This window comes from Bradyrhizobium lupini, assembly GCF_040939785.1.
GTDB classification, from domain to species: Bacteria; Pseudomonadota; Alphaproteobacteria; order Rhizobiales; family Xanthobacteraceae; genus Bradyrhizobium; species Bradyrhizobium canariense_D.
This window is the reverse complement of sequence record NZ_CP162553.1, coordinates 3,617,882-3,639,609: the sequence shown is the minus strand read 5'-3', so window position 1 is coordinate 3,639,609 and position 21,728 is coordinate 3,617,882. Positions and strand designations below refer to the sequence as shown.

The following is a 21,728-nucleotide window of genomic DNA, read 5'->3' as shown; positions in this document are numbered from 1 at the left end:
CGGACCCGCGGCCCTCCATTTGCTTTGAGCCCATATCCGTCGAGAACATGTCCTTGCTCGTCAAAATCTGCGGCCTGTCCACGCCCGAGACGCTCGAAACGGCGCTCGAGGCGGGTGCCGACATGGTGGGCTTTGTGTTCTTCCCGCCGTCGCCGCGGCATTTGTCGCTGGAAGCCGGCCGGGAGCTCGGCCGGCAGGTGAAGCGGCGCGCGCTCAAGGTCGCGCTCACCGTCGATGCCGACGATGCCACGCTCGACAACATCATGGACGCGCTGTCGCCGGACATTTTCCAGCTTCATGGCACGGAGAGCGTGGCCCGGCTGCGCGACATCAGGCAACGGGTCGGTCGTCCGGTGATGAAGGTCGTGCCGGTCGCAACGTCAGCCGATCTCGCCGTGCTGCCCGGTTACGCCGAGATAGCCGAACGCATCCTGTTCGATGCGCGCGCACCGAAGGACGCAACGCGGCCAGGCGGCCTCGGCGCACCATTCGATTGGCATCTGCTCGGAAACCTGGAGCTCGCGTTGCCGTATATGGTCTCGGGCGGCCTCAGCGCCGACAACGTCGCCGAAGCCGTTCGCGTCACCCGGGCCGGTGGCGTCGACGTCTCCTCCGGTGTCGAGAGCGCCCCGGGCGTGAAGGACCCCGAGATGATCAAGGCCTTCATTCGCGCCGCGCGCGCAAGCCAAGATGCAAGTCAAGAGTTGAGCGTCCGATGAATGTTGCAAAACCCAATTCCTATCGCAGCGGCCCCGACGAGCGCGGCCATTTCGGCATTTTCGGCGGACGCTTCGTTGCCGAAACCCTGATGCCGCTGATCCTCGATCTGGAGAAAGCCTACACCGAGGCCAAGGTCGACCCGGCCTTCCAGATCGAGATGAACGGCTATCTCAAGAATTATGTCGGCCGGCCCTCGCCGCTCTATTTCGCCGAGCGTCTGACCGAGCATCTGGGCGGCGCCAAGATCTACCTCAAGCGCGAAGAGCTCAACCACACCGGCTCGCACAAGGTGAACAACGTGCTCGGCCAGATCATGCTGGCGCGACGCATGGGCAAGAAGCGCATCATCGCCGAGACCGGCGCCGGCCAGCACGGTGTCGCCACCGCGACGCTGTGTGCGCGCTTCGGCCTGGAATGCATCGTCTATATGGGCGCCGTCGACGTCGAGCGGCAGCAGCCCAACGTCATCCGCATGGAGATGTTGGGCGCAACGGTCATTCCAGTGCAGTCGGGCACGCGCACGCTGAAGGATGCCATGAACGAGGCGCTGCGCGACTGGGTCACCAACGTGCACAACACCTTCTACTGCATCGGCACGGTCGCGGGTCCGCATCCCTATCCGACGCTGGTCCGCGACTTCCAGTCGATCATCGGCAACGAGACCAAGGTGCAGATGCAGGAGATCGAAGGCCGCCTGCCGGATTCGCTGGTCGCCTGTATCGGCGGCGGCTCCAACGCGATGGGCCTGTTTCATCCGTTCCTCGACGATTCCACCGTCGAGATCTTCGGCGTCGAAGCTGCGGGCCACGGGCTGACGCAACTGCATGCGGCGTCGATCGCGGGCGGTCGTCCCGGCGTGCTGCACGGCAACCGCACCTATCTCCTGATGGACGCCGACGGCCAGATCCAGGACGCGCATTCGATCTCCGCCGGGCTCGACTATCCCGGCATCGGCCCCGAGCACTCCTGGCTGCACGAGATCGGCCGCGTGAACTATCTCTCCGCGACCGACGACGAGGCCCTCGCAGCGTTCCAGTTGCTGTCAAAGCTGGAAGGCATCATCCCCGCGCTCGAGCCGGCACATGCCATCGCCAAAGTGATGGAGCTCGCGCCGAAGCGGACCAAAGATCACCTGATGGTCGTCAACCTCTCCGGCCGCGGCGATAAGGACGTCCCGCAGGTCGGCGACATCCTGAGGGGCAAGAGCAAGTGACCACGCGTATCGACACCCGTTTCGCCGAGCTGAAGAAAGCCGGCCGCGCGGCCTTCGTCACTTTCGTGATGGCCGGCGATCCCGATCCGGCCACCTCGCTCGAGATCATCAAGGCGCTGCCGAAGGCGGGCGCCGATGTGATCGAGCTCGGTATGCCCTTCACCGATCCGATGGCCGACGGTCCGTCGATCCAGGCGGCAGGCCTGCGCGCGCTTAAGGCCGGCATGACGCTGAAGAAGACGCTCGATCTCGTGCGCGGCTTCCGCAAGGACGACAATGCCACGCCGATCGTGCTGATGGGCTACTACAACCCGATCTACATCTATGGCGTCGACAAGTTCTTAGGTGATGCCAAGAGTGCCGGCATCGACGGCCTCATCATCGTCGACCTGCCGCCGGAAGAGGACGACGAGCTCTGCCTGCCCGCGATGAAGGCCGGCCTCAATTTCATCCGCCTGGCGACGCCGACCACCGACGACAAGCGCCTGCCGGCCGTGCTCGCGAACACGTCAGGCTTTGTCTACTATGTCTCTATCGCCGGCATCACCGGTGCAGCGGAGGCGGACGCCAATGCCGTCGGCGACGCGGTCGCGCGCATCAAGCGGCATACCAAGCTCCCGATATGCGTCGGTTTCGGCATCCGCACGCCGGAGGCGGCGCGCGCCATTGCCGAAAAGGCCAATGGCTCGGTAGTCGGCACCGCGCTGGTCGATGCGCTCAAGAACAGCCTCGATGCGGAAGGGCGCGCGACGGCCAAAACCGTCAACGCCGTCGCCGAGCTGACGGCGGCACTGGCCCAGGGCGTCAAGGGCGCGCAACAGGCGGCGGAATAGGCCTTAATTCCGCTGCCAAGTCCGACGAGCAAGGCGGACGATACGGCGGCTTGCCGGGCCGGGTCCCGGCCGCCATATATCCCTTCAGGTGGTCCCCAGGCGGGATCGCACATCGGAGCAAACCATGAACTGGCTTACCAATGTGGTCCGGCCGAAGATCCGCAACATGCTGCGGCGGGAGACGCCGGAGAATCTGTGGATCAAGTGCCCGGATTCCGGACAGCTCGTGTTCTACAAGGACGTCGAGGCCAACCAGTTCGTCATCCCCGGCTCGAACTATCATATGCGCATGAATGCGGTGGCGCGTCTGAAGTCGATTTTCGACAATGAGACCTGGTACGACGTCGCGCTGCCTGACGTCACGCCCGATCCGCTCAAGTTCCGTGACGAGAAGAAGTACGTCGATCGCATCAAGGATGCCCGCGCGCGGACCAATCTGAACGACGCGATCAAGGTCGGCTACGGCAAGCTCGAAGGTGCCGCCGTCGTCGTCGCGGTGCAGGATTTCGACTTCATGGGCGGCTCGCTCGGCATGGCGGCGGGCGAAGCCATCGTGCGCGGGCTCGAGCTCGCGGTCGAGAAGAAGTCACCCTTCATCGTGTTCGCCGCCAGTGGTGGCGCGCGCATGCAGGAAGGCATCTTGTCGCTGATGCAGATGCCGCGCACCACGGTCGCGGTGCAGATGCTGCGTGAAGCAAAACAGCCCTACATCGTCGTGCTGACCAACCCGACCACCGGCGGCGTCACTGCGTCCTATGCGATGCTCGGCGACGTGCAGATTGCCGAGCCCGGTGCGCTGATCGGTTTTGCCGGCGCGCGCGTGATCGAGCAGACCATCCGCGAAAAACTCCCCGAGGGGTTTCAGCGCGCCGAATACCTCAAGGAGCACGGCATGATCGACATGGTCGTGCATCGCCACGAATTGCGCCCGACCCTGGCGCGGCTCTGCCGACTGTTGACCAGGGCGCCGGCGCTTGAGACCGCGTCAAAGCCGGTGCAGCCGGTCGTCAGTCCGGCGCAGATTGTATCGGCTCCCGAAACGGCGCCGGCCGCGCCGCACGCGTGAACGCTTCCTCCGACCGCGCAAAGCCGCCGCTCGACGAATTGATCGGGCGGCTGTCGGCCCTGCACCAGAAACGCATCGATCTCGGGCTGGAGCGGATGCACCGCCTGTTCGAGCGGCTCGGTCATCCCGAGCGCAAGCTGCCGCCGGTGATCCACATCGCCGGTACCAACGGCAAGGGCTCGACGCTCGCTTATCTGCGCGCGACGCTGGAGGCAGCTAACCTGCGCGTCCACGCTTACACTTCACCCTATCTCGTTCGCATCAACGAATGCTTCCGGCTCGGCCGCGTCGGGGGCGGCGTGCTGGTCGGCGACGACGAGTTGCGCGCGGCACTGGAAGAGGTCGAGCGTGTCAATGCCGGCGAGCCGGCCACCGTGTTCGAGCTCAAGACGGCGGCTGCATTTCATCTGTTCGCGCGGAACCCGGCCGATGTGGTTCTGCTGGAGGTCGGCCTTGGCGGTCGGCTTGATTCAACCAATGTGGTTGACGCGCCGGCGGCCTGCGTGATCACGCCTGTCAGCATGGACCACATGGATTTCCTCGGTGACACCTTGACGTCGATCGCGGGCGAAAAGGCTGGGATCATCAAGCGTGGCGTGCCCGTGGTTTGCGCCGAGCAGCCGGCTGAGGCGATGGCCGTGATCGAGGCGCAGGCCAGGCGCATGCGCGCGCCGTTGTTTGCCGCGGGCGAGAGCTGGCATGTCAATGTCGAGAACGGGCGGCTGGTTTATTCCGATGAGCGCGGCTTGATGGATCTCACAGCGCCGCGCCTGTTCGGCCGGCACCAGTTCGACAATGCCGGTCTCGCCATCGCGACGTTGCGGGCCACCAACGCCTTCAAGATCAACCAGGCGGCGTTCGAGGCGGGGATCGTCGGTGCGGAATGGCCGGCGCGGATGCAGCGCATCGCTTCGGGCGAGCTGCTCGCTCTCGGCCCGCAGGGCTCGGAGATCTGGCTCGACGGCGGCCACAATGCGGAAGGCGGCCGCGTCGCGGCGGCCGCGCTCGGCGATCTCGAAGAGCGGGTGTCGCGGCCGCTGGTCGTGATCGTGGGCATGATGGCCAACAAGGACGCGAAAGGCTTTCTCGCCAATTTCGCCGGTCTGACCCGTCACATCATCGCAGTGCCGATTCCCGACACCGACAACGCGATGCCGGTCGACCGCCTTACGGATGCCGCCCGCAGCCTCGGCATGCGCGTCGAGCCCGCGCCCGGCGTGGAGGCCGCACTGCGCGCCTTGGCGAAGCTCGCCTACGAAGTGCCGCCGCGCATTCTGATCACCGGCTCGCTCTATCTCGCCGGCCACGTGCTCGCCATCAACGGCACGCCTCCTGTATAGTCTTCGCTCCATCCGAGCTACGGGAAGACCCATGCGTTTTGCCGCGATTGCCGACGTCCACGGAAATTACCTGGCGCTGGAAGCTGTGCTCGCCGACATCCGCGCGCAAGGCGTCTCCGAGATCGTCAATCTCGGCGACATGCTGAGCGGCCCGCTCGATGCGCGCCGGACCATCGAAATCCTGATGCAGCTCGATGCCGTGCACGTGCTCGGCAATCATGACCGCTATCTGCTCGACCGTCCGCCCGAGAAGATGGGCTCGTGGGATCGCCCGGCCCATGCCGCGCTCAATGCCGCGCAACTCGACTGGCTGCGCGCGCAGCCGATGACGCGCGTCTTTCGCGATCAGGTGTTCCTCTGCCACGCGACGCCCGACAATGACGAAGTCTATTGGCTCGATACCGTGCATCCCGACGGCGCGGTGGCGCTGTCGCCGCTCGATCGCATCGAGAAATTTGCGCAAGGCATCACGCAATCGCTGATCCTGTGCGCCCACACCCATCTCGCCCGTGCCGTGCGACTTCGCGACGGAAGGCTGATCGTCAATCCCGGCAGCGTGGGCGGCCCGGGCTTCCGTGACAAGCATCCGTTCCCGCATGTCGTCGAGGCCGGCACGCCGCACGCGCGCTATGCGATCCTTGAGCTAACCGATGGTGCCTGGCAGGTCACGTTCCGCCATGTGGTCTATGATCACGAGGCGATGGCCACGCTCGCTCGCCGCAACGGCCAGCCGGAGTTGGCGAACGCGCTGGCGACGGGATGGCTTGCCTAGCGGCTACGGCTACGGCTGTTTTAGCAGCTTCATCGGATCCACCGCCTTCTGCTTCAGCTGCTCGAAGCTGCATTGCCGCGGGGCCTTGTCGAGGCGCCAGCGCAGGATCGAGGTGCCGTGGCGAAAGCGCTCGCCGCTGAAATGGTCATAGCAGACCTCGATCACCAGCTTCGGCTTGAGCGGACACCACTTCGCCGAGCGCTCGGTGGACCAGCGGCTGGGGCCGCCCGGCGCGTTGCCGGTGAAGCCGGGCTCGCCGATCAATGCCTCAAGCCGATCGGTCAGGTCAGGCTTTTCCGCCGCTTTGATCGCCGAGGTGAAGCCGACATGGTGCAGGAGACCATCGTCATCGTAAAGCCCGAGCAGCAGCGAACCGACCACGCTCCGGCCGGCGATCTTGTTGGTCGCATAGCGGAAACCGCCGACCACGCAATCGGCGCTGCGGAATTTCTTGATCTTCTGCATGCCGTCGCGATTTCCCGCCTGGTAGGGCAGGTCGACGCGCTTGGCGATGACGCCGTCCGAGCCGCCGCCGGATTGCGCCAGCCACTTTTTCGCAAGGGCGTAGCTCGTCGTCGCCGGTGAGAGGCGGAAGATGCTGCTTTTCAGATTCGCCTTGGCAAACGCTTCCAGCGCCGGTCGCCGCTCCCTCAGCGGTTGCCCGGCAAGCTGCTTCTCCTGGCCGTCGCAAGCAGATCGAAGGCGAGATAGAGCGCCGGCGTCTCCTCCGAGAGTTTCTTCACGCGGCTCGCCGCAGGGTGAATGCGTTGCAGCAGCGCGTCGAAGGAAAACCCCTTGCCGTGCGGCACGACGATCTCGCCGTCGAGGGTGAAGCGATCCGCCTTCAGCTTCAGCGCCGCGGCGACGATCTCGGGGAAATAACGCGCAAGGTCTTCACCGGATTTCGAGCGCAGATCAATGCTGCCGCCGTTGCGCGAGAGCAGGCAACGAAAGCCATCCCATTTCGGCTCGTATTGCCACTCCTTGCCGCGCGGGATCGCGTCGACCGAGCGCGCCTCCATCGCCACGAGGGGGTCCGACTTTCGCGCGCGTTTTGCGGGAGGAGGAGGCAACAGGCGGGACTCATCATACGCTGGACATGTCCCATCAACGCGAAACGGCCGACTTTCGCCGGCCGTTTCCAAAAATAATCTTGCGCGCGGCGGATCAGACCGCGGAAGTGATCCACTGCTGCAGCTTCGCCTTCGGCGCCGCGCCGACCTGGCGGGAGGCCATCTCGCCGCCCTTGAAGATCATCAGGGTCGGGATCGACATCACGCCATATTTCGACGCGGTCTTCGGGCTCTCGTCGACGTTGAGCTTCACGATCTTGACCTTGTCGCCCATCGCGCCGGCGATCTCGTCGAGCGCGGGTGCGATCATGCGGCAGGGGCCGCACCATTCGGCCCAGAAATCGACGACCACGGGGCCGTTTGCCTTGAGCACTTCGGCTTCGAAATCGGTGTCAGAAACCTTACCAACGGCCATGGGAGTACCTCGTACCTGAGAGAACGGCGCGACGGGAATCGCGCCAAGATCATGGCGTCAACCTATGAATGGCTCCTTGCCGGGTCAAGGACGCTCACACCGAGATGAAGAGATGCCAGCGCCGCGTCCAGCGCGGGAGCCGAAATCTCCATATATTCAAGGGCCTCGGTCCAAAGCAGGACGGCGCGGACAGGCTTTTGGGGATAAAGCCGCGATAGCACCGCCCGATAGAGCGCAAGCTGCCGGACATAGGCGGCGGGCGCCGCATCGGCGCTCCTGGGAGCCGCCTGATTGGTCTTGAAATCGACGATCAGGACCTCATCCGGCCGAACGACCAACCGGTCGATCTGCCCCGACACCAGCGCCCGGGCGTGGCCCGGCCGTTCCAGCCGGCCGACGATCGCGACCTCCGCCCGGCTGCCGGCCGCAAACACGGGCGCAAACCGTGGCTCGGCGATCAAGCTGAGCACCTTGTCGGCCAGCGCGGTCCGGTCGGCCTCCGCCCAATCCGCCGCGTTGCGCGCCATGAAGCCGAGCGCGGCCTCGCGTCGGCGCTCAGTGGCGATGTCGGGGAGCGATTGCAATAGCCGGTGCACCAGCGTGCCGCGTTGCAGCGCGAGCGCGCGGACTGCACTGATTCGCCCGACTGCACGGCGCGGCCGTCCCCGGACGGCTGGCCGGAGGGGCGCACCGGATCGTCGTCGATGGTGTCGCGCGGTGCCGGCGTCCGCAGCCAGTCCGGGAGCGCGGTCGCCTGGTCCAACGAGGCCGCGGGCGTGCCCAGCGCCACGACATCCTCCGGTCGGGAGAAGCGCGTCGCCTTTCCCAGCGGCGTCTCGATCGTCTCTTTCGTCAGGCCCGAGCCGGCGAGCCCGGTGTCGACCAGATCGTACCAGCTCAGCTTGCGAACCGTCTTCATGTTGCCGGGCATGCAGCCGCCGACGATGAGCCGGTCGGCGGCGCGCGTCATCGCGACGTAGAGCAGGCGGCGATATTCGTCCTCGGTCTCCTCGAGCATCGCCTTGCGCGCCTCGACGACGGGTTTGGGATCATCCGCCTTGCGTCCGGCCCAGACCACCACCTCGCCGCCATTGCCGCGCGGGACATGGATCAGCCGCAGCCGCTGCGAATCCGCTGGCGACGATGTAGTGTCGACCATGAACACGACCGAGGCCTCCAGGCCCTTGGCGCCGTGCACGGTCATCACCCGCACCTCATCGCGGGAGATCTCCATGTCGCGCTTCACCTCGGTATCGGCCGAGCGCAGCCAGGCCATGAAACCCTGCAGCGAGGCGGGCGCCTTGCGCTCGTAGTTCAGCGCCAGCTCCAGGAACTCATCGAGCGCGTCATTGGCCTCATGACCGAGCCGGCGCAGCATGCGCGCGTCTCGCCGTCTCGCCCGAGCAACCAGGCGTAAAAGGCGAACGGCGTCTCCTCGCGCGCCCGCGTTTCGCAGGCTTCGAGGCCTCGCAACGCCGCAGCGAATGTCTCGCTTGTCGTGGCATGCTCGCCAAGCGCGCGGCGCAGCGATCCCTTGCGGTCATGGGCCAGCTGGAACAGATCGTCGTCATCGAGCCCGAACAGCGGGCTCTTCAGCGCGACCGCGAGCGCGAGATCGTCCTGCGGCAGCAGCAGCGCATCGGCAAGGTTCATCAGGTCGATGATTCCGATGTGCTCGGTGAGCTTGAGCCGATCGGCGCCCGCGACCGGAACGTTGGCATGCTTCAGCGCCTGGATCACGGCATCGAACGCATTGCCGCGCCGGCGCACCAGGATCAGCATGTCGCCATAGCGCAAGGGACGCCGCTCGCCTTCGTGCCCGGTCAGCGTGCCGCTCTCGACCAGCCGCTTGATCTCGGTTTGGATCCGGCGCGCGAGCTTCACCTCGGGGCTGGTGGCGGCGACGCCGTCGAACGGCGCGCGCCAGCCCTCGATTTCCTGCCTGTCGTCGGCTTCCGCAAGGTCCCACAGCTCGATCACGCTGGGGCCGGCATCGCCGAGTGCATTGTGCAGGGGATGACCGGTCTCGAGCGAATGGATGCTCTTGTAGATCGCGGGCTCGCGGAAGACGTGGTCGACCGAATGCAGGATCGCGGCGCCGGAGCGGAACGAATAGGTGAAGGCGACCGGATCGAATTTCAGTCCGGCCGCCGTGAACTTGCGGTGCAGTTCGCGCCGGCGTGCATCGAATTCCCGGGGCTGGGCGCCCTGGAACGAGAAGATCGACTGCTTCTCGTCGCCGACAGCGAAGACGGTGCGGTTCAGGCCCTCGCGCGCACCTTCGCCGGCGGTGAACTCCGAGATGATGTGCGCGACGATGTCCCACTGCCGCGGACTTGTGTCCTGGGCTTCGTCGATCAGCACGTGATCGACGCCGCGGTCGAGCTTGTAATGCACCCAGCCCGAGGAAACGCGATCGAGCATCGCCAGCGTCTTGTCGATGAGGTCGTCATAGTCAAGCAGCCCGCGCTCCTGCTTCTCGCGGCGGTAGTTTGCGGCAGCCGCGGTCGCGATATGCAGCAGGGCCGCGGTGCGGTCGCGCATGGTCACCGCACGGCGCGTCTCGACCAATCCGGCGACGCGCTGCGCCTCGTTCTCGAACAGGCGGGCGACGGACGGGTTGTGATCGCAAAACTTCTTGGTCAGCACCGCCTTGCGCGGCAGCTTTTCGTCGGTGAGGAAAACGCTGAGATAGGCATCGACCTGCGCGGCGCCGGAAAAGACCTTTGCCTCGCGAAGCCGGCAGGCCTGGTCGTTGTCGGACTTGCTGCCGTCCTCCAGCGCAAAGGCGATCTCGTTCCAGCGCGATCGCGGCAGGAACGGACCGTCGACAATCTCCGTCTCGACGTCCTCGATGCGATCGTTCGCGTCCACCCCCAGCGCCGCTGCCATCTGCACGGCAGCCAGCTCCGCGCTGCCGGCTTCATCGGTCCAGGCCATGAAGTGATCGCGGCTCAGGCAAGCCTCGCGCACCACCTCCTTGAAGGTGACATCGGCGGCGCTCGCCATCGCGGTCAGCAGCGCGCGGCCGGTCACGCTGTCTGGGTCGCGCGCGGCCTCCAGCAGCACCTTCAGATTGGCGCGTTCCATCATGTCGGTCTGGTCGCGCTCGTCGATCACGGCGAAGCGCGCGGGGACATTGGCCTCGAACGGAAACTGCTGGAGCAAACGCGTGCACAGCGCGTGGATGGTCTGCACCTTGAGCCCGCCCGGCGTCTCCAGCGCACAGGCGAACAGCTTTCGTGCGTCGCGCCGCAATTTTGCAGTGGGATGCGGGATGCCGACCGCGCGGATCGCCGCATCGAGTGCCGTGTCGTCGAGCGTCACCCAATGCCCGAGCGTGGTGAACACGCGCTCGGCCATGTTGGCGGCAGCCGCCTTGGTGAAGGTAATGCAGAGGATCTTTTCCGGCGGCACGCCCGCGAGCAGCAGGCGGATCACGCGCTGCACCAGCACATGCGTCTTGCCCGAGCCGGCATTGGCCGACACGAAGGCCGACGCGGACGGGTCCGATGCGCGCGCTTGCCTGGCGCGCACCTCATCCGGGATGGGGCGCGGTGCCTTCACCATTCCTCGATCCCCAATCCACCGGCCGCGGACCATTCCTTGATCCGGGCGAGATCGTCATAGGCGCCGTAGCGATTGGTCCACATCGGCAGGTTCAACGAGGTATAGGGCTGGTTCTCGTCCTCGAAGGCGCGGATCAGCGCCTCGAGCTTGGCCCTGGCCTCGGCAGCCGCGGTGTCCGGCGGCTGCGGCTCGTCGCCCTGCTTGAACTTGAGTTCGAGAATGCGTTCTTCGCCCGGCGGATTGTTGCCGCTCAGGCGAACATAGACGAGCTGGCTCACGGACGCGCCGGCATCGATGTCGGGAAAACCACCCTCGCGCAGGATCGCGGCTTCCAGCGTGAGCTGCGGCGACAGGCCCATGCGGACCTGCTTGCCGGTCGGTGGCTGGCCGGTCTTGTAGTCGAGGATGGCGTAGCCGCCGCCCCGGCGCCGTTCGATGCGGTCGGCGCGCGCGGAGAGACGGAAGCTGCGCCCATGGTCGAGCGGGATCGAGATCTCGCCGCGAGTTTCCGCGGCGATCGCCTCGATCGCGTCGCGCCGCGCCGTCTCCCATTCGCCGAACCAGCGTGCGATGCGCTGGAAGCGCGGCCACCACAGCGCCCGCGCCTCGGGTCGCTCCATCAGCGGCTCAAAGTATTTTTCGCCGATCGCGCGCAGCACGCGCGCCGGATCGTCGGGCAGATCGGTGGCGTAGCGTTCCGTGAACTCTCCGAGCGCATCGTGGATCGCCGAGCCGCGGTCGGCGGCCGACAGCGGCATGTCGACGGGATCGAGCGCGTCGAGCCGCAAAATGTGTTTTGCGTAGATCGTATAGGGATCGCGCAGCCAGTCCTCGATCCCAGTCACAGACATCCTGAGCGGCCGGGTCGCGCGTGGCGGTCGCGGCTCGGGCTGCTTGATCGGCCTCACCTCGTCGGGCTGGTCCAGCGCGGCTGCGAACTGCACGTATTTCTCGCCCGCGCAGATCGCGGCCTTCCAGTGCGCATCGCCCGCGACCGCCTCCAACCGGTGCAGGAAGCGCGAGGCAACCGCCGGGGCACCGCCAGCCTTGGCGGAGTGGGTGAGGATGACCTCGTCGCCGCCCAGCAGTTGCGCAAAATCATGCGCGGAGAGGCCGATACGGCGTTCCGGCAGATCGAGGCCCAGCTGGTGCCGCATCGGCCGGCTCAGCCACGGATCGATGCGCGGCGCCGGTGGCCAGACCCCTCGATCAGCCCGCCGACGATGATGCGGTCGGCCTGCATCAGGCGTGATTCCAGCGGTCCGTAGATCTGGAGCCGCGCGCCTGGCCTGTCCCGCCGCCGCACCGCGCGATCGCTGAACGCGGTCTGGAACACGTCTGCGTAGTCGGGCAGCGTGACCATCAGTCCGCTGGTCGTGCCGCCGCGCAGGAGATCGTCGAAGGCGCTCGCGAGCGCGAGGCCCTCGCGGTCCTCGAAGGCCACGGAAATGCCCTGCTCGTCGCGCGACAGCTCGATCATGATCTCGCGATGCCGATGCGCGAGTTCGGCGAAGTCATACGGTTTTGATGACGCAAGACTCTCGATCGGCGCCAAGGCTTGTCGTAAGGCATCGATCAGCGCCTGGATGCGATCGAGGTCTTCCGCCTTGAGACGTGCGCGCGGCTCGGCCTTATGCAGCGCGGAGACTTCGCTGCGCCACAGCTTGGCCAGCTCCTCGCGAAAGCGATTGAATTCGCGCAAGAGGCCGGCGGTGCCTGCAGGCGGGCGCGTGCCGCGCAACAAGGCGAGCTCCAGGCCTTCGATCGCAGCCTTCCATGCGCCAGGGGCCCGGCCGAGCCGGCATAGCGGATGCTTCAACATTGCGAGCAGCGTCGGCGGCTCCAGTCCCTTGGTCGCAGCCTCAGCTGTCAGTCGGGCAAAGACGCCGGCGGAGGTTTCCATCAGGACGTCGCCGCCGGAATCGTCGAATGCGAGATCCCACCGGGTCAGCGCGGCCATCACCCGCCGCGCCAGGGCGCGATCGGGCGTGACAAGTGCGGCGGATTTGTCGAGGTGCCGCGCCTCGCGCATCGCAATGGCGATGGCGAGCGCTTCCATTTCAGGGTTGGGAGCTTCGACAACCGCGAGGTTCTTCATACCGCCGGTGATCTTTAAGGCCACATCCGGCTGCTTCAACCGATCGTGCCAGATCTCGGTCTTGGCCGATGGCCGCATCGATTCGGAGGCGAGCAGATCGCGACCGCCTTCTGCCGGAGGCTTGAGAATATCGACGTCGCTGCGCTTGATGCCAAAGCGATCCAGCAGCGCGTGCATGGCATATTGCGGATGGTTCGAGACCGGATGCTCCGCGAACTTGCCGAGCGAGTCGCGGACGCCGCCGATGCTGCGCCAGGCATCGTCATCGAGATCAGTGTCGAGGCCGGGCAGCACCACGGCGCCATGCGGCAGCGAAGCGACTGCGTGGAGAAATCTTGCCGTGGCCGGCATCGAGCCGGTCGAGCCGGCCGCGATCACGGGACCATGGGGATGCGCGGTCAGCCGCTTGGCTTCGGCATCGATCAGGAGGTCGCGGCGGGCAGCGGGCTCGATGCGTTTGATCTCGGCGAGATGACCGGGCCAGGCGATGCGGGCGATGCGCAGAAATTCGAGCGAGTGCTGCCAGTAGCGGTCGAGCATATCCGGCACGAGGCCATCGAGCGCGCTCCAGTCGACGCCGCGCGTGACCATGTCGTCGATCAGGCGCGCGAGATCGGACGCGAGCGCCAGCGTCGAGGCGGGGCCGCCGACGACCAGCGGAGACAGCACCGGGCCCTTGGCCCAGGCCGCGACGAGTTGCGCCAGTGTCAGCCGCCGTTCGAGCTCGCCGAGCCGCGGCGGAATGTCGAGCGGCGTTGCGCCGGAAAACTGTTCGCCCTCATCGGCGAAAGCGAGCTCATCCTCGTCGATGTCGCCGAGCGCGACGATCCGCGGCAGCACGACAGCCTCCGCCTTCATCTCGTCGAGGAAGATCTCGCGGACGACGCGCATGGCGCGCCGTGTCGGCAGGTACAGCGTGGCATCCGCCAGCCGTGCCGGCTCCTTGCGTGCCTCAAAGCCCTCGACCAGCCGGCCGTCGAGCAAGCCTGAGACGACGGTGCGCAGGAACGGAACTGAGATGGGAACGCTGAAAACGCGCATGAGCTGCCTGATTCGGGAATCAGGCGCCAATATAGGGAGGCGGAGTCAAATGGTCATGGGCGGAGGTGGGATAGTCCCCGCTGTTTGCCGGACCAGAACAGGTGCCGTAGGGGACAATGGCGCAGCCCTACGCCACGCTCTCCAGAAACGCCTCTTCCGCCGCGTGCACGGCATCAGGCGTGCCGACATGCATCCAGACGCCGTCGAGGCGAAGGCCGAACAGCCGCTCCTGCTCGTTGGCACGATCGAACATCTTGGTCAGCGAGAACTCGCCCGCGGGGGGCATCGGCGAAGATCGACGGCGACAAAATCGCAGCGCCGGCATAGACGAACGGAACGACCTCTTTTTCCTTGCGCTTGCGCAGGGCACCGTCGGCCAGCATGCCGTAATCGCCGCGGCCGCTATAGCCGATGCTGGTCGCCGTCGGCGCCATCAGCAGCAAAATGTCCATCCGCGCGGGATCAAAGTTTTCGGCGAGCCGCGTCAGGTTGGAGCGTACGCCGTCGATCCACAGCGTGTCGGAATTGACGTGAAAGAACGGTGCGTCCCCGAGCAGCGGCAGTGCCTTGACCACGCCGCCGCCGGTGCCGAGCACCTGGTCGCGCTCGTCCGAGATGGTCACGCGCGGATGCTGGCGGGATGCGGTGTGATCGATGATCTGGTCCGGCAGGTAATGCACGTTGACCACCGCCTCGCTCACGCCGGCCCGACCGAGCTTGTCGAGCACATGGTCGAGCAGCGGCTGGCCGGCCACCGGAACCATCGGTTTCGGCATCTTGTCCGTCAACGGACGCATGCGCAGGCCGAACCCTGCGGCGAGCACCATGGCTTTGGTCGGTTTGACGGGCATCCTTCGCTTTCTCAGACCTACTGATCTCGCGTTCGCAGCAATCCTAACATGAGGTTCGACCGACCGCACCGCGTCTTAACCGCCTTAACCACCTGCCGTGACGCTTGTACGACAGGTGTTGCCGTTACGCCCCGATGGACGTTGACCGCGTCTTTTTCTTCTTGTCGCCGAGCTTGAGAAAGTTGACGCCGATCTGGTCGCCATTGACCCAGGCGAGCTCGCAGCGTCGGTATGCAAGTCCGGTGGACGATAGCAGCAGAAAAAACTCCTTCAGATGCAGGCCTTCGACTGAGCCGTCGATGGTCAATTTGGCGCCGCTGTCGGAGACGTCCTCCATGGTGCAGTCGCGCCGCCAGGTGCCGTCGATACCCATCATCTGGGCCGCGATCCCGCGCTCGAAAACAACCCGGCTGTTGCCGCGCTGGTCCGTCTTCACCGCCATCTGCCCTGCTCCAGCCCCGTAATCATCCGGCTGCTCCGCCGCCAGATTACCGGCGTCTTGGCTAACAGCCGGTAAATCGAGCCCTGAATCAGCCTTTTCAGCCCCTACTAGCCTTTTCAGCCTTGGGCCTCAGCCTTGGACCTCAGCCTTGGGCCTGCCTTTGGGGCGGCGGGACGTTAGCGAGATACCAGTCGCGCAGATGGGCGAGCGCGGGATGCGCCAGGGAGCGCTGGAGATAGGTCCAGATCCGCGGCTGGTGACGCAGATAATGCGGCTTGCCGTCGCGGCGGTTGAGGCGGGCAAAGGTGCCGAGCAGACGCGTGTTCCGCTGCGCCGACATGATGGCGTAGAGCTCGGCGAAGCCGGCCGCATCGAAGCTCGCCTCGCTGGCGCGGCGCGCCTTGATGTAGCGCGACAGCAGCGTCAGCTCGATCGTCTCGGGCACGTCGATGCGGGCATCCTGGAGCAGCGACACCACGTCGTAGGATTGCGGCCCCAGCACGGTGTCCTGGAAATCGATCAGGCCGACGCGTTCGATGCCGGTGCGATTGCCGAGCCAGATCAGGTTCGGCGAGTGATAATCACGGATGATCCAGGTCTTCGGCGACGCCTGCGCCTTCTGCAACAGCTCGCGCCACATCGCGAAAAATTCGGCGCGCTTCTCGTCGTCCAGCGGCGCGTTGCGATCAGGCAGGTACCATTCCGGCATCAAGCCGATTTCGATCAGCAGCGCCTCGGTATCGAAGACGGGAATGGCGTAGGTCTGCCCCCCGAGCGGCAGCGTTTCCGGCAGCGTCTTGCCGTGCAGCACGGCCAGCAAATCGGCCGCGGCTTCGTAGCGTTCGGGGATCGGGCGCGGCGGATCGCCCTCGATCACGCCTTCGGTCCCGAAGTCTTCGCTAATCAGGAAACCGTGGTCGAGGTCGCAATGATGGATCGCGGGGGCGGAGATTCCCTGCGCACGCAGGCCCTCGTCGATGGCGACGAAGGGTTTGATGTTTTCGGCGAGATGCACCGCGGCGCTGTAGGATTTTCCGTTGTACATCGCAGCACCATCGGGGCGCTGCGGCGAATTCATGAGGATGACGATCTCGTCGTCGCGCTGCAGCCGCGCATAGGAGCGCGTCGAGGCGTCGCCCGCCATGCGTTTGCGCGTTGCCTCCATGTAGCCGGATGCATCGAGGAATTCGCGCAGCGCCTGCAGCCGCGCGACGATGGCGGCAGCCTTGCCATGGCCGGTGATGTCGGCGGCGCGTGCATTCGAGCCCAGCGCCGGCCGGTGCGTCAGCGCGATGTCGATGCGGTCTTGAGGCATCGCCGACGGCGCGCGCTCCGGCCATTCGATCAGGACGAGGGTTGCTTCCGGCAGCGGCGACAGCCCGATCTCTTCGAGCTCGCTCTCGTCCTCGACGCGGTAGAGGTCGGCATGCATCACCGGGAACGGTGGCAGCTCGTAGCCCTGCACCAGCGTGAAGGTCGGGCTCGGCACTTCCAGTGCATCGTCGCCGGCGAGGTAGCGGATCATGGCCCGCGCCGCCGCGGTCTTGCCGGCCCCGAGATCGCCGGTGAGCGTGATGACATCGCCGGGGCCGACCAGCAGCGCGAGGTCGGCCACTAGTTGCGCAGTGGCTGTCTCGTTGCGGAGCGCGACGGCGAATGTGGTTGGCGCAGTCATTCGGCGGCGTCGCGATGCGCCGCCTGGTCGGTCGGGAAGTCACAGATCACGACCGTGCCCCTGCCCACGATCGAATCCACCCGGATATTGCCGCCATGCAACTCGACGAAGGAGCGCACCAGCGACAGGCCGAGCCCGGCGCCGCGATGACGCGAGCCTTGCGAGCGGCTCTCGAACCAGTTGAACACCTTGTCCTTCATGTCGGCAGGTATTCCAGGCCCGGAATCTGTCACAGTGAAGACCACACTGCGTTCGGTGCGGCGGGCGCTGATGCCGACGGTGGAATCCGGTGGAGAAAACCCGACGGCGTTGGCGAGGAGATTATAGAGCACCTGCACCACGCGCTTCTCGTCGCCGGTGAAGCTGCCGACATCGGGCGCGATCTCGACCTTGAGGCGGATGCGGTCGGTGGCGAGCCGGTCCTGAAGACCCTCGGCGGCGAGCTCGATGGTCTTGCTGACGTCGACCGGGCCGAGTTCCAGCTTCATGGCACCGGCGTCGATGGTGGCGAGATCCAGGATGTTGTTGGTCAGCGCCAGCAGCGCATTGGTCGATTTGGTGACGTAGTCGAGATATTCGGCCTGTTTCGGGGTCAGCGGCCCGGTCGAGGGATCGCTGAGGAAATGCGCAAAGCCGATGATGGTGGTGAGCGGCGAGCGCAGCTCGTAGGAGACGTGGTGGACGAAATCCACCTTCATCTGGTCGGCCGCCTCCAGCGCCTCGTTGCGCTCGCGCAGAGCGCGCTCGACGTTCTCGGTGTCGGTGATGTCCTGGAACGTCAGCATCGTGGCGCCGTCGTGCAGCGGCCGGATCATGCCGTCGAGCACGCTGCCGTCCTTGCGCTCAAGCTTCAGCGGAATGTCGGCGCGGCTCTCGATCGAGGTGACGGCCTCGCGGATCTGCCGCCAAACGATCGCGTCGTCGAACAGCTGATGGCACCAGCCCTCGACCGTCTGGATGTGCGGCTCGTCGCGCATGGCGTCAGCGGACAGCTTCCACATCCGGACGAACGCCGGGTTGAACAGCTGCGCCCTGCCATTGCTGCCGAACACCGCAACGCCCTCGGCGAGGCTATCCAGCGTCTCACGCTGGACCCGGATCATGCCGTCGAAGCGGCGGGCGAGCTCCAGGCTCTCGGTGACGTCGTCGAACAGATAGGTGACGCCGCCCTCGGGATTCGGCGTGGTGACGACGGAGAGCGCGCGCCCATCGGGCAGATACCAGGTGTCCTTGGCGGCCTCGACCGCCCGATAAGCCTCGTGCAGCTTGGCCTTCCAGGCGCGGAAGTCCGGCTGCTCCGGCAATTTGCGCGCGGCGCGAAGCTTGTCGAGCACGCTGGAATCATCGGGGTTGGCGTCGAGAAAGGTGCGGTCGAGGTCCCACAGCTGGCGGTAGGAATCATTGTAGAAGGCAAGCCGGCGCTGGCCGTCGAACACGGCAACGCCCGAGGAGAGCTGGTCCAGCGTACGGCGATGCGCCTCCGCCATCCGCACCAGCGCCGAGCTCAAGGCATCCGCCTCGCTGGCATCGATGGCAACGCCGACATTGCCGCCACCGACATTGACGGCGCGCACATCATAGATGCGCCGCTCGCCGCCGATCACGATCGGCAGCCGCGAGGTGAAATTGGCCGCTTCCTTCAGTCCCCGCTCCATCGCGGTGCGGTCGGCGCTGTCGAGCAGCTCGAGCTTGCGCTCCTGGGCGTCGGTGATGCTCGCCGCCTCGGTCGCACGGACATAGGCGGGATTGGCATAAGCCAGCGCGCCGTTCTCGCCCTTGGCCCAGATCGGCCAGGGGGCGGCGGTCGCGAAGCCGCGCAACATCTCCGTCTCGTCGGAAAGTGCCTTGTAACGCAGATTGGTCTCGGCCAGATCGCGGCGGAGCCCCGAGAGTTCGCGAATCCTGACGATGGCTTGGCCACCGATGGCGCGGCCGATGGCCTCCAGCGTGTGGCCATGCGCGGTGGTGAGCGTCAGCTGGAACCCGTCGCCGCGGTCGCGCAGCGCATCGACGGCGTGATCCATCTGCAGCGCCGGTTCCGGCGGCAACCAGGTTCCAAACGCGAGCACGCGCTGGGGAGAGGAGTCGCGCGGCAGCACCATGGAGATGTCACCGGAGATCTGCGCGCGATTGTCGCCGGCCGGCCAGGAGATCAGGATCTGCGGCTCGGCGAACAGCAATGCGCCGAAGCGGTCGGCCTGGAGCTGGAGTTCCCCGATCCGGGCGCGCAGCCGCGCCTCGTTCTTCGCCGTGCGCACGCGCGTGCGCATCAGGAGGATCGCGGCGACCACCGAGAAGCCGAGCAAGGCCAGCGCGGTGGCCAGCACCGCGAGCTCCTGCCGGTTGAAATCCAGCAACGTTGAGAGTGTGTCGACGAGGTCGGCGGCCTCAGCCGGCGCAGCCGGCAGCAGCGCCGCGAGAGCGCTTCCCAACAAGCCGTTGCGCACGAGCGATGTGCACGACAGCAGCGTCCGACGCATCGACACGATCACGCCTGACATAGTTGCCCCAAGATCGCACGAATTTGCGCGCGGCGACCCCCGTCGCGCGCGAATCAAACGACAATACCCTCACCGTGACTCCACCGGTAAGAGTCCAGATCGTGAACGCAATGGCGGTCCCAAAAAAATGCCGGAGGCGGTGTTCCAATTCACGTAGTTCCTCGAGTGATTCGGCAGGATGTGCCGTGTGTTAGCGGCCGGTCGAGCCGAATCCGCCGGTCCCGCGATCGGTCGCGGACAATGTCGACACGGGAACCAGCGCGGCCTGCACCATTGGCGCGATCACCATCTGCGCGATGCGCTCGCCGCGCTTGACCACGAAGGCGGTCTGGCCGTGGTTGATCAGGATCACCTTGATCTCGCCGCGATAGTCCGCGTCGATCGTGCCCGGTGAGTTCAGCACGGTGACGCCGTGCTTGGCCGCAAGCCCGGAGCGCGGCCGCACCTGCGCCTCGTAGCCGGGCGGCAACGCGATCGCGAGTCCCGTCGGCACCAGCGCGTATTGGCCGGACGCGAGCGTCAGCGGCTCGTTCTCAGGCACCGCCGCCATCAGGTCGAGACCGGCGGCATCATTGGTCTGATAGGCCGGCAGCGGCAGCCCCTCCGCATGGGGCAGGCGTTGCAGTTCGACGGTGACTTTGGTGCTCAAGATGCGGGCTCCCGGGATTTGCCGGTCACGCTCTTTGCGATATGCGCGACCAGTTCGATGGCGACCTGTTCCTTGGTCATCGCCGGCCAGGAATCAACTGCAAGCTCGCCATCCTTCTCACCGCTCTTGCGGCTGATGAGGTGCACGGTGTTGCGGTCCCCGCCCATGACGCCGGTTGCGGGGGAGACGTCGTTGGCGACAATCCAGTCGCAGCCCTTGCGGGCAAGCTTCGACTTGGCGTTGTCGATGAGGTGCTCGGTCTCGGCGGCAAAGCCGATCACCAGTGGCGGCCGCTGGTCGGTCAGCTTGGCGATCGTCGCGAGGATGTCGGGGTTTTCGACCAGCTGGAGCGGCGGCATGCCGGCCGAAGTCTTCTTCAGCTTCTGCTCGCCTTCATTGGCGACCCGCCAGTCGGCGACGGCGGCGGCGAAGATCGCGATGTCAGCGGGGAGCGCGGCCCGCACCTGCTCCAGCATCTGCCGTGCCGATTCCACATGCTTGACTGTCACGCCCTGGGGATCGCTGAGATCGACCGGGCCGCTGACCAGGATTACCTCGGCGCCCGCGGCCTGTGCCGCGGCGGCGATCGCAAAGCCCTGCTTACCGGAGGATCGGTTGGCGATGTAGCGCACCGGATCGATCGGCTCGTGGGTCGGACCAGCCGTGATCAGCACGCGCTTGCCGGCGAGGGGGCGCGGCACCGGCGGCCGCAGCAGTCGCTCGGTGGCAGCCGCAATTTCGATCGACTCGGACATGCGACCGATGCCGGCTTCACCGGCTTCCGCCATCTCGCCGGAATTCGGCCCGATCAGCATCACGCCGTCGCGTTGAAGTTGCGCGACATTGCGCCGCGTCGCCGCGTTGTTCCACATCAGCGGGTTCATCGCCGGCGCGAGCAGGACCTTGCGGTTGGTCGCAAGCAGGATGGCGCTGGCGAGATCGTCGGCATGGCCGTTGGCCATTTTGGCCATCAAATCCGCGGTCGCAGGCGCCACCACGATCAGGTCGCACTCGCGCGCCAGCCGGATATGACCGGCGTCGAACTCGCTCTGGGGATCGAACAGGTCGGTGTAGACGCGCTCATGCGAGAGCGCGCTCACGGCCAATGCCGTGACGAATTGTTGCGCCGCCTTGGTCAGCACGCAACGGACCTCGATCCGCCGCTCCTTGAGCCTGCGGATCAGGTCGAGCGATTTGTAGGCTGCGATCCCGCCGCCGATGATCAGGGTGACGCTGGCTTCTGGAATGGCGCCGGTGCGTTGGGGCATCGGGGTGGCGGAAGCCGCGGGCGGCGCCGTGAACGGCGTCAGGGGCTCCTCGCGGCCCTCGATCAGCTCGCCGAGGATGACCCGGACCTCTTCCTCGACCGACCTGCGGTTCTTGGCCGAGCGCAGCCTAAGGTAAGTTTTGATGCCTTCATCGAGCTTGCGAATGGTCAGGCTCGCCATGAGGCCCTCCAGCACAAATGA

The 21,728-nt window shown here is 66.0% G+C and carries 12 protein-coding genes and 4 pseudogenes; 6 read left to right on the top strand and 10 right to left on the bottom strand.

All coding sequences use genetic code 11. The features are described 5' to 3' along the window. Positions 1-47: 47 nt before the first annotated feature. The 6 genes from AB3L03_RS17085 (at position 48) to AB3L03_RS17060 (ending at position 5,944) form a co-directional block, all read left to right on the top strand. Positions 48-719, top strand: coding sequence for a phosphoribosylanthranilate isomerase (locus AB3L03_RS17085; RefSeq protein ID WP_018455762.1), 672 nt, complete (start codon positions 48-50; stop codon positions 717-719). Next, a complete protein-coding gene (gene trpB, locus AB3L03_RS17080) occupies positions 716-1,933 on the top strand; it encodes a tryptophan synthase subunit beta (protein ID WP_018455763.1) in 1,218 nt (405 codons plus the stop codon). The genes AB3L03_RS17085 and trpB overlap by 4 nt, the downstream gene beginning before the upstream one ends. Continuing rightward, on the top strand, positions 1,930-2,766 hold the full coding sequence (gene trpA, locus AB3L03_RS17075; RefSeq protein WP_085349901.1) for a tryptophan synthase subunit alpha: 837 nt from the start codon (positions 1,930-1,932) through the stop codon (positions 2,764-2,766). Before trpB ends, trpA begins: the two co-directional genes overlap by 4 nt. Before the next feature lie 124 nt (positions 2,767-2,890). After that, positions 2,891-3,832 (top strand): acetyl-CoA carboxylase, carboxyltransferase subunit beta, encoded by a 942-nt coding sequence (gene accD, locus AB3L03_RS17070; protein WP_018455765.1) that lies wholly within the window; start codon positions 2,891-2,893, stop codon positions 3,830-3,832. Further along, positions 3,829-5,172, top strand: coding sequence for a folylpolyglutamate synthase/dihydrofolate synthase family protein (locus tag AB3L03_RS17065; protein WP_204513029.1), 1,344 nt, complete (start codon positions 3,829-3,831; stop codon positions 5,170-5,172). Before accD ends, AB3L03_RS17065 begins: the two co-directional genes overlap by 4 nt. 31 nt (positions 5,173-5,203) lie before the next feature. Beyond that, positions 5,204-5,944, top strand: coding sequence for a metallophosphoesterase (locus AB3L03_RS17060; RefSeq protein ID WP_083926409.1), 741 nt, complete (start codon positions 5,204-5,206; stop codon positions 5,942-5,944). Between the two features lie 9 nt (positions 5,945-5,953). Here the strand turns inward: AB3L03_RS17060 and AB3L03_RS17055 are convergent. From AB3L03_RS17055 to coaBC, 10 genes and pseudogenes are all read right to left on the bottom strand, one after another. Further along, a pseudogene (locus AB3L03_RS17055) lies at positions 5,954-6,966 on the bottom strand (ATP-dependent DNA ligase). Between the two features lie 145 nt (positions 6,967-7,111). Further along, positions 7,112-7,432, bottom strand: a complete 321-nt coding sequence (gene trxA, locus AB3L03_RS17050; protein ID WP_007598398.1) for a thioredoxin — start codon at positions 7,430-7,432, stop codon at positions 7,112-7,114. Between the two features lie 62 nt (positions 7,433-7,494). Beyond that, positions 7,495-11,002 (bottom strand): annotated as a pseudogene (addA, locus tag AB3L03_RS17045) (double-strand break repair helicase AddA). Beyond that, positions 10,996-14,141: pseudogene (gene addB, locus AB3L03_RS17040) on the bottom strand (double-strand break repair protein AddB). The pseudogenes addA and addB overlap by 7 nt, the downstream one beginning before the upstream one ends. Before the next feature lie 127 nt (positions 14,142-14,268). After that, a pseudogene (locus AB3L03_RS17035) lies at positions 14,269-14,992 on the bottom strand (nucleotidyltransferase family protein). Between the two features lie 124 nt (positions 14,993-15,116). Further along, positions 15,117-15,434, bottom strand: coding sequence for a PilZ domain-containing protein (locus AB3L03_RS17030; protein WP_007598394.1), 318 nt, complete (start codon positions 15,432-15,434; stop codon positions 15,117-15,119). 142 nt (positions 15,435-15,576) lie between these two features. Further along, the gene (gene tsaE / locus AB3L03_RS17025; protein ID WP_368508944.1) at positions 15,577-17,109 is read right to left on the bottom strand and encodes a tRNA (adenosine(37)-N6)-threonylcarbamoyltransferase complex ATPase subunit type 1 TsaE; all 1,533 of its coding nucleotides are present in this window, start codon (positions 17,107-17,109) and stop codon (positions 15,577-15,579) included. Next, positions 17,106-19,610 carry a PAS domain-containing sensor histidine kinase gene (locus AB3L03_RS17020; protein WP_018455773.1) on the bottom strand — a complete coding sequence of 835 codons (2,505 nt, stop codon included), beginning with the start codon at positions 19,608-19,610 and terminating at the stop codon, positions 17,106-17,108. Before AB3L03_RS17020 ends, tsaE begins: the two co-directional genes overlap by 4 nt. 190 nt (positions 19,611-19,800) lie before the next feature. After that, positions 19,801-20,259 (bottom strand): dUTP diphosphatase, encoded by a 459-nt coding sequence (gene dut, locus AB3L03_RS17015; protein WP_085362020.1) that lies wholly within the window; start codon positions 20,257-20,259, stop codon positions 19,801-19,803. After that, positions 20,256-21,707, bottom strand: coding sequence for a bifunctional phosphopantothenoylcysteine decarboxylase/phosphopantothenate--cysteine ligase CoaBC (gene coaBC / locus AB3L03_RS17010; protein ID WP_368508943.1), 1,452 nt, complete (start codon positions 21,705-21,707; stop codon positions 20,256-20,258). The genes dut and coaBC overlap by 4 nt, the downstream gene beginning before the upstream one ends. Between the last annotated feature and the right edge of the window lie 21 nt (positions 21,708-21,728).

What these genes read in the sequence shown, in the direction of transcription:
- AB3L03_RS17085 (WP_018455762.1), top strand. Translation starts at nt 48, where the DNA reads ATGTCCTTGCTCGTCAAAATCTGCGGCCTGTCCACGCCCGAGACGCTC.
- trpB (WP_018455763.1), top strand. Translation starts at nt 716, where the DNA reads ATGAATGTTGCAAAACCCAATTCCTATCGCAGCGGCCCCGACGAGCGC.
- accD (WP_018455765.1), top strand. Translation starts at nt 2,891, where the DNA reads ATGAACTGGCTTACCAATGTGGTCCGGCCGAAGATCCGCAACATGCTG.
- AB3L03_RS17060 (WP_083926409.1), top strand. Translation starts at nt 5,204, where the DNA reads ATGCGTTTTGCCGCGATTGCCGACGTCCACGGAAATTACCTGGCGCTG.
- trxA (WP_007598398.1), bottom strand. Translation starts at nt 7,432, where the DNA reads ATGGCCGTTGGTAAGGTTTCTGACACCGATTTCGAAGCCGAAGTGCTC.
- AB3L03_RS17030 (WP_007598394.1), bottom strand. Translation starts at nt 15,434, where the DNA reads ATGGCGGTGAAGACGGACCAGCGCGGCAACAGCCGGGTTGTTTTCGAG.
- tsaE (WP_368508944.1), bottom strand. Translation starts at nt 17,109, where the DNA reads ATGACTGCGCCAACCACATTCGCCGTCGCGCTCCGCAACGAGACAGCC.
- AB3L03_RS17020 (WP_018455773.1), bottom strand. Translation starts at nt 19,610, where the DNA reads ATGTCAGGCGTGATCGTGTCGATGCGTCGGACGCTGCTGTCGTGCACA.
- coaBC (WP_368508943.1), bottom strand. Translation starts at nt 21,707, where the DNA reads ATGGCGAGCCTGACCATTCGCAAGCTCGATGAAGGCATCAAAACTTAC.